Source organism: Mesorhizobium sp. M0848 (assembly GCF_040319805.1).
Lineage (GTDB): Bacteria > Pseudomonadota > Alphaproteobacteria > Rhizobiales > Rhizobiaceae > Mesorhizobium.
On the sequence record NZ_JAMYOM010000022.1, the window covers coordinates 87,101 to 99,629 of the forward strand.

Consider the following 12,529-nt stretch of genomic DNA (forward strand, 5'->3'; position numbering starts at 1 on the left):
AAGGTTGAAACGTGCGGTATCGGAAGGTTCTGTCGAAACCAGGCAAGACTATCTTCCAGCCGATCCAACGTGTGTTGATCAACATCCGTTTGGCCTCGCAATTCGTAGGCAGCGGCAAAAAAACCTTCGCGCGCCTGCGTGCCCTCAATGATTCTTGGCCGAACGAATCGCAAAAACATGCGCAGGATACTCCCCAAACGCGATGCCAGGTGAGCCGTGTTGTGATCCTGAAGATCAGACTCTGGCCTTTTTCTCGGCGACAATCTCGATCTGTGGTGGCCCGCCTTCGATCTCGGCCACGGCATCGGGAGCGACGTCATCGGCCAGTTCGACCTCGCGCAGCCATTCGCGCCAGATTGCGACCAGCAGGGCCATCAGCACCGGGCCGATGAACAGGCCGAGAAACCCCATGGTCTTGACGCCGCCGATCAGGCCGAAAAAGGTCGGCAGGAAGGGCAGTTTTATCGGCCCGCCGACGAGTTTCGGGCGCAATGTCTTGTCGACGATGAACAGCTCGACCGCGCCCCACAGGAACAGCGCCAGCCCGGCCATCGGCGATCCGCTGGCGGCGAGGTAGATCGAGACCAGCGTGAAGGACAGCGGTGCACCGCCGGGGATCAGCGCCATGACGCCGGTCAGGGCGCCGAGGGTTACCGGCGACGGCACGCCGGCCAGCCAATAGGCAATGCCGAGCACCAGGCCTTCGCCGATGGCGATGACGGTCATACCGGTCACCGTCGAAGAGATCGTTGCCGGCACGACGCGCGAGATCCGCTCCCATCTGGCCGGCAGGATGCGCTCGCCGAGGCGGTCGACCTGGCCGGCAAAATGCTCGCCGTCGCGATAGGCGAAGAACAGCGCGATCATCATGAACAAAAGCGTCAACAGCAGGCCGAAAGCGCTGCCGCCGGCCGCCAGCACACCGCGATAGATGCTGCCGATATTGGCGCCGCTGACCAGCTGGATCAGTTCACCGATGCCGCCTGGATGGCCGAAATTGGTCGTCCACTGCTGGTTCAGCCACTCGCCCACGACAGGCAGCGTGGCGATCCAGTGCGGTGTCACCGCGCCATGACGGTTGGTCTCGATCGCCCAGGCGACCCATTCGCGGACCTCGTTGATCGCATAGGTGCCGGCGAGCGCGATCGGGATCACCAGGAAGGCGAGGATGAAGAGGATGGCTAAGGTCGCGGCGATGGTGCGGTTGCCACTGACCGCGACAAGCAGGCGGCGGTAAAGCGGCCAGCTGGCGAAAGCGATGACGAGCGCCGCCAGCACCGGAAACAGGAAGCCGTGGAAGAAATAAACGCCGGCGGCGACGATCAGCACCAGCAGCCAGCGCGCCGCCGACAGCGGCGGGATGACGGCGGACCTGAGCGGCGTCGACAGGCCGAACAGGCGCTGCTGCCGTTCCGGTTTCTGGATTCTTGCTTCCTTCAAACGCCTGGCTCTCCCAAACACCCCTCCTGTCTATGCACTGATATAGTGCAGCAATCGTGACGATAGTCCAAATGGTGATGGAGCTGCGCGCGCCATTGGCGTCGCCGCGGGCCAGCATCCCCCTCTGTCCTGCCGGACATCTCCCCCGCAAGGAGGGAGATTGGCTGTCATGTCGGCTTTCGCAAATCGCCAACATTGGAAAAGCGGGCAGAAAGGGCGAAGCTTCCGATCTCCCCCCTTGCGGGGGAGATGTCCGGCAGGACAGAGGGGGGTGTGAAGGATTGCTAGCGCCTGAGATTTTCAAACCTGAAAACTGCCGCTACCCAAATTTCCCCGTCCTCGGGAATCCCTTCGGCACCATGCGTCCGGCTGAGGCGCGAGCGCCGATCCACTCAGTCAGTTCCTCACGCGACCGGATGAAAGTGCGGTCGGCCGAATCCTGCCAGGATAGGCCGGTCTCCAGCGTGAACGGCTTGAGGTCGAGAAGGCCGCCATCCTTGTATTTCTGCAGGCGCACGCCCTTGCCGCGGCCCATCTCCGGAATCTCGGCGAGCGCGAACACCAGCATCTTTCGGTTCTCGCCGACGATGGCGAGATGGTCACCGGTGACCGGGATGCAGCGCTTGGCTTCGTCCGGCGCCTTGACGTTCATCACCTGCTTGCCCTTGCGGGTGTTGGCGACGACTTCCTCCTCCGGCACGATGAAACCGTTGGCGTCGTGCGAGGCCAGCAGCAGCTTGCGCTTTGGGTCGTGAACGAAGGCGGTGACGATGTCCTGGTCATTGTCCATGTCGACGATGATGCGGATCGGCTCGCCATGGCCTCGCCCGCCAGGCAGCCGGTCGGCGCCGATGGTGTAGAATTTGCCGCCGGTGGTGAAGACCAGCACCTTGTCGGTGGTCTGGGCATGGAAGGCGAGCTTGAGGCTGTCGCCCTCCTTGAAGGTCAGCGTCGAGAGATCGGCCAGATGCCCCTTCATCGCCCGCAGCCAGCCCTTTTCCGAGACGACGACGGTGACCGGCTCGCGCTCGATCATGGCATGTGCGATGTCGGTCAGATCATGCTCGGGCGCGTCGGCGAACTGGGTGCGGCGCTTGCCGAGTTCGGTCTCCGGACCGAACTTGTCGCGGATGTTGGTGACTTCCCATTTGATCGTCGCCCACTGCTTCTCGTTCGAAGCAAGCAGTGCCTCGATCTGCTTCTTCTCGGCGCTCAGTCCGTCGAATTCCTTGCGGATCTCGAATTCTTCCAGCTTGCGCAAAGCGCGCAGCCGCATGTTGAGGATGGCTTCGGCCTGGGTGTCGGTGAGCGACCAACGGGCCATCATGACCTGCTTTGGCTCATCCTCCTCGCGGATGATCCTGATCACCTCGTCGATGTTGAGGTAGGCGATCAGGTAACCGGCAAGGATTTCCAGGCGCCGTTCGATCTCACCGAGGCGGTGTTTCGAGCGGCGGACCAAAACGTCGCGGCGATGCTCGAGCCATTCCTGCAGCACGCCCTTCAGCGACAGCACATTGGGCACCTTACCGCGCGACAGCACATTCATGTTGAGCGGGAAGCGGCTTTCGAGTTCGGTGAGCTTGAACAGCGATTCCATCAGGATGCCGGGGTCGACCGAACGGCTCTTCGGCACCAGCACGACGCGGATGTCCTCGGCGCTTTCGTCCCTGATGTCCTCGAGCAGCGGCAGCTTGCGCGCCATCAGCAGCTCGGCGATCTTCTCGATCAGCCGCGCCTTCTGCACGCCATAGGGAATTTCGGTGACGACGATGCTCCAGGTACCCCTGCCCTGGTCCTCCTGGAACCACTTCGAGCGCACGCGAAAGCCACCGCGGCCGGTTTCGTAGGCTTCGAGGATCGAGGCGCGGCTGTCGACGATGATACCGCCGGTCGGGAAATCCGGCCCCTGGACAAAGTCCATCAGCTTCGCCACCGGCGCGTCCCGGTTTTCGATCAGGTGAAGTGCGGCATCGCAAAGCTCCGCGGCGTTGTGGGGCGGGATCGATGTCGCCATGCCCACCGCGATGCCGGACGAGCCGTTGGCCAGCAGATTCGGAAAGGCGCCGGGCAAAACCACCGGCTCCTCGTCTTCTTCATTGTAGGTCGGCCGATAATCGACGGCATCCTCGGTGATGCCGGACAACAGTTCGGTCGCCACATCGGTCATGCGCGCTTCGGTGTAGCGCATGGCGGCGGCGTTATCACCGTCGATGTTGCCGAAATTGCCCTGCCCGTCGACCAGGGGATAGCGCATCGAAAAATCCTGCGCCAACCGCACCAGCGCGTCATAGATCGACTGGTCGCCATGCGGGTGGAACTTGCCCATCACCTCGCCGACGATGCGGGCGCATTTGGCAAAGCCCTGGTCGGGGTTGAGCCGCAGCAGGCGCATGGCGTGCATGATGCGGCGATGGACCGGCTTCAGTCCGTCGCGCACGTCGGGCAGCGCCCGGTGCATGATGGTCGACAGCGCATAGGCGAGATAGCGCTCTTCCAGCGCCTTCTTCAGATCGACCGGCTCGATATGATCGCCACCGCCATTTTCAGGCGGCAAAAGCCTTTTTCCCATGGGCTCGGACTAGCCGAGCGGGTGATTCGCGGCAAGAGCCCGACAGAGATACCGGCCCTTCTGCAACATGAAACCGCACCGCGGGGGATGTCGGCCAACATCAGGCTGTTACATGCGGGTTCTATGGCCAAGCGTGACGAGTATCCGGCTATCGGCTCTTCATGACAAATTCACCGGTTTGCGCAAAGACGGCGGGATCAGGTTTGCCTTTCACCGCGATTTTTGACCATTGTGCCGGGACACGCCTTTTTCCGGTCCAGTTCGTCACGGAATGGTGATGGCGCAAATAATTGAAAAACAATTTCAGGACACTCTCAGGGACCTTGCGATGACAATCAAACGCTCAACTCTTAGGAAATTAGCCCTTTCGACCTTCTTGCTCACGCTGCCGCTGAATGCGGCCCTCGCACAGGATACGGCAGTGGCCGACCGGCTGAAGGCCGCGCTTGTCGCACAAGGTGTCGACATCACCTGGACCGGCGTGACCGGCGACAACACCAGCATGGTGCTGCAGGGCGTTGCCATCAAACCGGCGGCGGAGAAGGAAGCGCTTCCCATCGGCGACGTCAAACTCGAAGGTGTGACCGAGGCAAATGGCGGCTATGACATCGCCACCGTATCGACGGCTGCCTTCACACACAGCAAGGACGGCGTCACCCTCGACCTCAGCCCCTTCGTCATCCATGACATGACAGTTCCGGCCGACGGCGCCACCGGCCCGCTCGGCTCGCTGATGATGTACAAGTCCGCCGAACTCTCGAACATGACCGTCAAGGTCGCCGACAAGACCGCCTTCTCGATGGACGGGCTTGCCATCGAAATCACGCCGCCGGCGGACGGCAAGGCAATGGAATTCACCGCCACCACGGAGAAATTCAACGCCGACCTGACGCTGGTGGACGATCCCAAGTCCAAGGAAGTCATCAACGCGCTCGGCTACCAGAACATCGCGGGCAATCTCGAAATGGCCGGCACCTGGCAGCCCACGGACGGCAAGATGGAACTGTCGAAATACGACATCTCGGTCGAGAATGCCGGCACGCTCGGCATGACCTTCAATCTCGGCGGCTACACGCTGGATTTTATCAAGTCGCTGCAGGAAATGCAGAAGAAGATGGCGGCACAGCCTGAAGGCGCCGACAATTCGGCGCAAGGCATGGCCATGCTCGGCCTGTTGCAGCAGCTTTCGTTCAACAGCGCCTCGATCCGCTTCGACGACGATTCGCTGACCAACAAGGTTCTGGACTATGTCGGCAAGCAGCAAGGCATGTCCGGCAAGGACATCGCCAACCAGGCCAAGGCGATCGTGCCGTTCGGCATGGCGCAGCTCAACAATCCGGAACTGACGGCGCAGGTTACGGCCGCGGTCAGCAAATTCCTCGACGATCCGAAGAGCCTCGAAATCTCGGCCGAGCCGCCGGCATCCGTGCCGTTCGCACTGATCATGGCGGGCGCCATGTCCAACCCGCTCGACCTGCCGAAGACGCTCGGCGTCACCGTCAAGGCCAACGAAGACTGATCGAAGCGATCTCAATATGCGAAAAGCCCGGCATGCCGGGCTTTTTTTGTCGGGATCAGCGAATCGAAAGAATCGGTTCGGGCGGTTCTTTAAGGCATCGCCCGAAGCGCGATCAGGCGTCCTTCTTGGGCACGGCAACGCGCAGCGCCAGCTCGCGAAGCTGCTGCGGGCTCGCTTCCGACGGTGCGTTCATCAACAGATCGTAGGCCTGCTGGTTCATCGGGAACATGGTGATCTCACGCAGGTTCTTGGCGCCGAGCAGCAGCATGACGACGCGGTCGACACCGGCGGCCATGCCGCCATGCGGCGGCGCGCCATACTGGAAGGCACGATAGAGGCCGCCGAAGCGCTCCTCGACCGTGGCGCGATCCAGCCCGACCGTCTCGAACGCCTTGACCATGGTTTCGGGCAGATGGTTGCGGATACCGCCGCTGGCGATCTCGAACCCGTTGCAGACCATATCGTACTGGAACGCCTTGATGCCGAGCAGGTCCTCGCCATTCAGCGCATCGATGCCACCTTGCGGCATCGAGAACGGGTTGTGGGCGAAGTCGATCTTCTTCTCTTCCTCGTTCCACTCGAAGAACGGGAAGTCGACGATCCAGCACAGTTCGAAACGCTCGCGATCGACAAGGTTCAGTTCGTCGCCGGCGCGCGTGCGCGCGGCACCCGCAAAGGAGACGAATTTCTTCGGATCGCCTGCAACGAAGAAGGCGGCGTCGCCATCGGCAAGGCCGAGTTGAAGGCGGATCGCCTCGGTGCGCTCCTCGCCGATGTTCTTGGCGAGCGGGCCGGCGCCTTCGAGCTTGTCGCCCTCCTTGCGCCAGAAGATATAGCCCAGCCCCGGCTGGCCCTCGCCCTGCGCCCAGGAATTCATGCGGTCGCAGAAGGCGCGGCTGCCGCCGGTCTTGGCCGGAATGCCCCATACTTCGGCCTTCGGATCGTTGGCCAGGATGTTGGCGAACACCTTGAAGCCGGAATCGCGAAAATGGTCGGAAACGGCCTGCATCTCGATCGGGTTGCGCAGGTCCGGCTTGTCGGAACCGTACTTGCGCATGGCGACATCATAGGGGATGCGCTGGAATTTCTGCGTCACCGGCTTGCCGTTGGCGAAGGTCTCGAAGACCCCGCGCATGACCGGCTCCATGGTCGACAGCACGTCGTCCTGTTCGACGAAGCTCATTTCGAGGTCGAGCTGGTAGAATTCGCCGGGCAGACGATCGGCGCGCGGATCCTCGTCGCGGAAGCAGGGCGCGATCTGGAAATAGCGGTCGAAGCCCGACACCATGATCAGCTGCTTGTACTGCTGCGGCGCCTGCGGCAGCGCGTAGAAGGTGCCGGGGTGGATGCGCGACGGCACCAGGAAGTCGCGCGCGCCTTCCGGCGACGAGGCGGTGAGGATCGGCGTCGAGAATTCGGTGAAGCCGACATCGCCCATGCGCTTGCGCATTTCGGCGATGATTTTCGTTCGCGCAATGATGTTCTTGTGCAGCGTCTCGCGGCGCAGGTCGAGAAAGCGGTATTTCAGCCTGATATCCTCGGGATAGTCCGGCTCGCCGAACACCGGCAGCGGCAATTCCTTGGCCGCCGACAGCACCTCGATCTCGCGGGCGAAAATCTCGATCTCGCCGGTCGGCAAATTGGCGTTGGTGGTCTCGGGCAAGCGCGCCTTCACCTCGCCGTCGACGCGGATGACCCACTCGCCGCGCACCGTCTCGGCTACCTTGAAGGCCGGAGAATCGGGATCTGCGACGATCTGGGTCAGGCCATAATTGTCGCGCAGGTCGATGAAGAGCAGGCCGCCATGATCGCGCACGCGATGCACCCAGCCGGACAGGCGAACGGTCGAGCCAACGTCGCTCTTCCTCAACTGGGCACAGGTATGGCTGCGGTAACGGTGCATTGTCATTGGTAAAGTCCGGGGTGCTGGGGCCGAAGCATCACAGCTCAGCCTGAAAATTTGCGCGAAAAGCGCATGGGAGGTTGGATTTGTCAAGGTAAGTGGCCCGGGTTGGTATCTCGGTTCCGCTTTCCCAGGCGACCTACGAGCCCAGTGCCGATAGCCGAAGACGCTGAGCAAGGTGTTCGACGACCAATGCAGCGCTGGCGGACGACGTTGCGGCATGATGAAGGCGTATCTCCGCCCCCGGCAGCGGCGGCACATGCCGGCCGGGATGGACATCTCGCAGGCCTGGCGCAAGCATGCTGCCTTTGACCACGGTGACCGCCAGGCCCTGTTCGACAATTGCCTCCGTGGCTGAGAGGCTCGGGCTGACATAGGCCAACCGCCATGGCCGGCCTGCCTTGTTGAGCGCCTCAATGGCCCAGGAACGAAACAGGCAATCGGGGCTCGACAGAGCGACGGGCAGCAGATCGAGTTCCTCGACGGCCCGCGTCGCCGCCGCCGCCCAAATCGCCCTTTCGCGGCATATCAGATCCCCCTCGGTCGTGCCTTCCGGGTGCATGGCGATGACGGCGTCGAACGACGACCCAAGCCGTTTCAGGAGCCGGGCGGTGAGACCAATCTCCATTTCGACCTGCACCAACGGAAATCGCTCGGCGATGCCAGAAAGGAGGCGCGGCAGGATCTTGGTGCCATAATCTTCCATGACCCCGATGCGAACCTGTCCGGCCACCTGCTGACCGGAAACACGCGCAATCGCCTGCTCATTGAGAGCAAGTATGCGGCGGGCATCGATCAGAAAGCCCTCCCCGGCGGCGGTGAGTTCAACGCGGGCTGTCGAGCGCCGGAACAAGATGGTCTCGATGCGCTCCTCAAGACGTTTCACCTGCAAGCTGACGGCCGCCTGCGTTCTATTGAGCTGCTCGGCGGCTCGCGTGAACGAGAGTCGCTCGGCAACGACGACAAAGGCCCGCAGAAGGTCCGGATCGAGATTCGGGATACTCATAGTGGAATGTTATCAAACTCATTGAGCATATTCGATTCCTTATGGCCCGTCTTCCGATATCCCCGGTTCCGAGCCAGCAAGGTCGGGAACCATGGAAATCACAGGAGTGCTCGCCGCGATTCTCTCCAGCGCTTTTGGGGGCACCGCCGTTGGCGCAACGCGATATCTCGCGGGCACGCTCGATCCTCTCGCTATCGGTGCGGTCCGGTTCGGCGGCGGCTTTCTGGTTTTGGCCGCCGTAGCTCTCTGGCGACGAGACAGGTGGCCGCCGAAGAGCGACTGGCTCGGCACTGGTGCATTGGGTCTTCTGTTCTTCGGGCTGTTTCCGGTGCTCTTCAATGGAGCCCTTGTCTACACGACGGCCGCGCGAGGTGCGCTTGCGCTTTCGACACTGCCTCTGCTCACAATGCTTGCCGCGGCAGTTCTGAGGATCGAGCCGCCGACCATCCGCAAGATCGTCGGTGTCCTGATCGCAATGGCAGGGGTGGCCGTAGCGCTCGGCACGAGCCTGACGACTGCTCCCCCAGATGCCTGGCGCGGAGATCTTCTCATGGTCGCGGCCGCTTTCTGCATGGCGCTTTACAACGTCTGGTCGAGACCATTTCTATCCCGCACCGCGCCAATCCCATTCGTGGCGTTTGGCATGGGCGTAGGCGCGGTCTGCCTATCGGTCCTGATGGTTTCGAGCGGAGGCTTCGCGCGACTTGCCACTCTCAGCGCACCTCAGTGGATCGCAAGCGCATATCTGGCCATAATTTGCGGCGCCTTCATTTTCTTCCTCTGGGCATTCGCGCTCGAGCGCGCGTCGCCGACACTGGTTGCCGTCTCCGTTGCGGTTAATCCGGTGACGGCATCGATCTTTGGTGTTGTCTTCCTGGGCGAACAAGTAAGCGCGAACCTGATTGTCGGGCTGGTGGCAGTCCTCGCAGGCATAGGCATCGCAACGGGAGCAGCCGAGCGGCTCAGCCTGTGGCCCGACGATCGGCAGTCACGTCGCCGGCAGCCTTGAGCGCTGACCAAGCAAAACGCGGAAACGAATCCAGGCAAATATAGCGATCATCCCTGTTGGCGCAGGGAATTGCTGCTGGCGTTGGCCAGGGTGATGGTCCAAGAAGGGATCACCGACACGTGATCGCCTCTTCATGTCCTCCATCCGCCCGATGATCCCGCTCCTTCTCGCCGCCGGCATTTTGCTCGGCGGCAATGGGCTGCAGAGCACGCTGATCGCGCTGCGCGGCGCGCAGGAAGGGTTTTCGGCTTCCGACATCGGCCTGATGGGCACCTTCTACTTTGCCGGCTTCCTGCTCGGCTGCCTGGCCATCACCCGCATCATGAAGGCGGTTGGCCATATCAGGGCGTTTTCGGCGCTGGCGGCGATCGCCTCGGTGGGCACCTTGCTTCTGGTGCTGGTCATCGATCCGGTGATGTGGTGCGCGGTGCGCCTTGCCGGCGGCTTCTGCTTCGCCGGGCTGTTCACCATCGTCGAAAGCTGGCTGAATTCCGGCGTCGGCAATCACGATCGGGCACGCGTGCTGGCGATCTACCGGATGGTCGACATCGGTTCGGTGACATCAGCCCAGTTCCTGATCCCGGTCTTCGGCGCCGGCGGTTTCGCCATATTCGCCATCATGTCGATGATGATCACCTTGTCGCTGGTGCCGGTGTCGCTCGGCGACCGCTCCAACCCGGCACCACCCGAAGAGGTCAAGCTCGACCTGGCGCGCGTCTGGCGGATTTCGCCGCTGGGCTGCTTCGGCTGCGTCGCCGTCGGCGTCACCAACAGCGCCTTTCGCACCCTGTCGCCGGTCTACGCCGAGCAGATCGGCATGTCGGTCGCCGATGTCGTCACCTTCGTCAGCGTCGGCATTTTCGGCGGCGCCATCATCCAGTATCCGCTGGGTTACCTCTCCGACCGCTGGGACCGGCGCCGGGTGCTGCTGATGACGACCTGCTGTGCGATGTTTTCGGCGCTGGCGCTGGTGTTCATCGCCGGCAGCAATCCGGCGCTCAACTTCATCCTCATCTTCATCTTCGGCTGTTTCGCCATGCCGCTCTATTCGCTGTCGGCGGCGCATTCCAACGATCGCGCCGACACGGGCGAGTTCGTGCTGATCAACGCGGCGCTGATGCTGTTCTATTCCTTCGGCGCCATTGGCGGCCCGTTCGCCGCCTCGACCGCGATGCAATATTTCGGACCGGGCGCCCTGTTTGTATTCAGCGCGGTGGTCTATGCGATCTTCATCGCCGTCATCCTTTACCGCATGCAGGCCCGGTCCGGTGTGCCGGCAGGCAGGCGCGGCCGCTTCACCGCGCTCCTGCGCACTTCGACGGTTTTCGCGCGGCTGGCCAGGAGAAACGACGATTCCGATGGTCCGGGAACCTGATGATGGCGGTGCCAAAGCTTGACGAAAGCCCCGGCGGCTGAAATCTAGGAAGACCTTACTCCTGTCAAAAGCGATTTGATGAACGTCATCACCACCCAGAAAGAACTCGAGACCGTTCTCGCCGCTTTCGAAAAGTCGGATTTCGTCACCGTCGACACCGAATTCATTCGGGAAACGACCTTTTGGCCGATCCTGTGCCTGATCCAGATGGCTGCACCCGGCGTGACAGCACTCATCGATCCCCTGTCGCCCGATATCGACCTGAAGCCGTTCTTCAGGCTGATGGCCAATGAAGCGGTGGTCAAAGTCTTCCACGCCGCGCGGCAGGACATCGAAATCATCGTCCACCTCGGCGATCTGGTTCCGCATCCGGTGTTCGACACGCAAGTGGCGGCGATGGTCTGCGGCTTCGGTGACAGTGTTTCCTACGATCAGCTCGTGCAGCGCATTACCGGCGCGCGGCTCGACAAGTCGTCGCGCTTCACCGACTGGCGCCACCGGCCGCTTTCCGACAAGCAGCTCGACTACGCGCTGGCCGACGTCACGCATCTCATCGAGGTCTATCAGCACCTCAGCGCCGAATTGGAGCGGGAAAACCGCGCCCATTGGCTCAACGAGGAGATGGAGGTGCTGACCTCACGCGAAACCTATGATCCGCATCCCGAGGACGCCTGGAAGCGGCTGAAGATGCGGCTGCGCAAACCGCAGGAATTGGCGATCGTGCAGGGCGTTGCGGCGTGGCGTGAGCGCGAGGCGCGCGAACGCGACGTCCCGCGCGGCCGCGTGCTCAAGGACGACGCGATCTACGAGGTGGCGCAGCAGGCGCCGCGCGACACGGCAGCCCTCGGCAAGCTGCGCACGACACCGAAGGGCTGGGAGCGCTCGTCGACGGCAACGGCGCTGCTCGGCGCGGTCAACACCGCACTTGCCTTGCCCAAGGAGCAGATGCCGAAATTGCCGAAGAGTTTCCAGCCGCCCGAGGGCTCGAGCGCCGCGGCGGAACTGTTGAAGGTGCTGCTGCGGATCGTCGCCGAAAAGGAAGGCGTCGCCTCGAAGGTGCTGGCCTCCAGCGACGACATCGACCGTATCGCCGCCGAGGGCGAGGAGGCCGACGTACCGGCCCTGCAGGGTTGGCGCCGCGCGGTGTTCGGCGAGGCCGCGCTCAAGCTGGTGCGCGGCGAGATCGGCATCAAGTTCGACAAACGCAAGATAGCGGTGTTCGATCTGTAGACGAGCGTTCTTTCCTTCTCCCGCAAATGGGGAAGGGAGAGCTGCTCTGCTCAGACCGCGCCGAGCAGGTGCAGCGCGAACCAGATCCATCCCAGCAGAAGAATCACCGCACTGACGAAGAATGACCGGCTGCGCAGCAGCAGATTGTTGCTGGTCAGGTGAACCCAGGCATGGAAATAGCGCGACGCGACGAAAATCCACATCAGCGCCAGGGTCAGATAGTTGACGCCGTTGGTCAGGTGCAGCGTCAGGCACAGCACATAGAACAGCACCGGCAGTTCGAACTGGTTGGTGAGATTGGCGGCAACGGTGACGCTGGAGGCCGGCTCGGTCGAACGCACCTTGAACTGACCGGGTTTCGCCTCGCCTGACCTGACTGCGCCGTATCTGCGGCGACCCAGGACGCAGTATACGATGTAGATCAGCAGCACATGCGCGAGAACGGGCCAGAAGATCGTGGTCTGGTTCATCAAGT

Annotated in this window: 9 protein-coding genes; 4 read left to right on the plus strand and 5 right to left on the minus strand. The window is 62.4% G+C overall.

The genetic code is table 11. The annotated features are described in order from the left end of the window. Positions 1–234: 234 nt before the first annotated feature. A complete protein-coding gene (locus NKH95_RS23855) occupies positions 235–1,440 on the minus strand; it encodes an AI-2E family transporter (protein WP_352798858.1) in 1,206 nt (401 codons plus the stop codon). Positions 1,441–1,759: 319 nt separating this feature from the next. Further along, positions 1,760–4,012, minus strand: coding sequence for a DNA topoisomerase IV subunit A (gene parC, locus NKH95_RS23860; RefSeq protein WP_352774708.1), 2,253 nt, complete (start codon positions 4,010–4,012; stop codon positions 1,760–1,762). Between the two features lie 328 nt (positions 4,013–4,340). On the opposite strand from parC, the gene NKH95_RS23865 reads away from it, so the two are divergent. Beyond that, positions 4,341–5,531: an aq_1923 C-terminal domain gene (locus NKH95_RS23865; RefSeq protein ID WP_127267503.1), complete on the plus strand. Its 1,191-nt coding sequence runs from the start codon at positions 4,341–4,343 to the stop codon at positions 5,529–5,531. Positions 5,532–5,643: 112 nt separating this feature from the next. On the opposite strand, the gene aspS is transcribed toward NKH95_RS23865, so the two are convergent. Further along, a complete protein-coding gene (aspS, locus tag NKH95_RS23870; protein WP_352893414.1) occupies positions 5,644–7,434 on the minus strand; it encodes an aspartate--tRNA ligase in 1,791 nt (596 codons plus the stop codon). Between the two features lie 139 nt (positions 7,435–7,573). Next, positions 7,574–8,440, minus strand: coding sequence for a LysR family transcriptional regulator (locus tag NKH95_RS23875; protein ID WP_352893298.1), 867 nt, complete (start codon positions 8,438–8,440; stop codon positions 7,574–7,576). A 106-nt stretch (positions 8,441–8,546) separates the two neighbouring features. On the opposite strand from NKH95_RS23875, the gene NKH95_RS23880 reads away from it, so the two are divergent. The 3 genes from NKH95_RS23880 (at position 8,547) to rnd (ending at position 12,054) form a co-directional block, all read left to right on the plus strand. Beyond that, a complete protein-coding gene (locus NKH95_RS23880) occupies positions 8,547–9,449 on the plus strand; it encodes a DMT family transporter (RefSeq protein WP_352893385.1) in 903 nt (300 codons plus the stop codon). Between the two features lie 133 nt (positions 9,450–9,582). Next, positions 9,583–10,824 (plus strand): MFS transporter, encoded by a 1,242-nt coding sequence (locus NKH95_RS23885; RefSeq protein WP_352442525.1) that lies wholly within the window; start codon positions 9,583–9,585, stop codon positions 10,822–10,824. 78 nt (positions 10,825–10,902) lie between these two features. Continuing rightward, the gene (rnd, locus tag NKH95_RS23890; protein WP_023810193.1) at positions 10,903–12,054 is read left to right on the plus strand and encodes a ribonuclease D; all 1,152 of its coding nucleotides are present in this window, start codon (positions 10,903–10,905) and stop codon (positions 12,052–12,054) included. A gap of 50 nt (positions 12,055–12,104) precedes the next feature. Here rnd and NKH95_RS23895 read toward each other — a convergent pair whose 3' ends face one another. Next, complete coding sequence (locus NKH95_RS23895) at positions 12,105–12,524, minus strand: MAPEG family protein (protein ID WP_127288888.1); 420 nt, start codon at positions 12,522–12,524, stop codon at positions 12,105–12,107. Positions 12,525–12,529: the final 5 nt, after the last annotated feature.

What these genes read in the sequence shown, in the direction of transcription:
- parC (WP_352774708.1), bottom strand. Translation starts at nt 4,012, where the DNA reads ATGGGAAAAAGGCTTTTGCCGCCTGAAAATGGCGGTGGCGATCATATC.
- NKH95_RS23865 (WP_127267503.1), top strand. Translation starts at nt 4,341, where the DNA reads ATGACAATCAAACGCTCAACTCTTAGGAAATTAGCCCTTTCGACCTTC.
- aspS (WP_352893414.1), bottom strand. Translation starts at nt 7,434, where the DNA reads ATGCACCGTTACCGCAGCCATACCTGTGCCCAGTTGAGGAAGAGCGAC.
- NKH95_RS23875 (WP_352893298.1), bottom strand. Translation starts at nt 8,440, where the DNA reads ATGAGTATCCCGAATCTCGATCCGGACCTTCTGCGGGCCTTTGTCGTC.
- NKH95_RS23885 (WP_352442525.1), top strand. Translation starts at nt 9,583, where the DNA reads ATGTCCTCCATCCGCCCGATGATCCCGCTCCTTCTCGCCGCCGGCATT.
- rnd (WP_023810193.1), top strand. Translation starts at nt 10,903, where the DNA reads ATGAACGTCATCACCACCCAGAAAGAACTCGAGACCGTTCTCGCCGCT.
- NKH95_RS23895 (WP_127288888.1), bottom strand. Translation starts at nt 12,524, where the DNA reads ATGAACCAGACCACGATCTTCTGGCCCGTTCTCGCGCATGTGCTGCTG.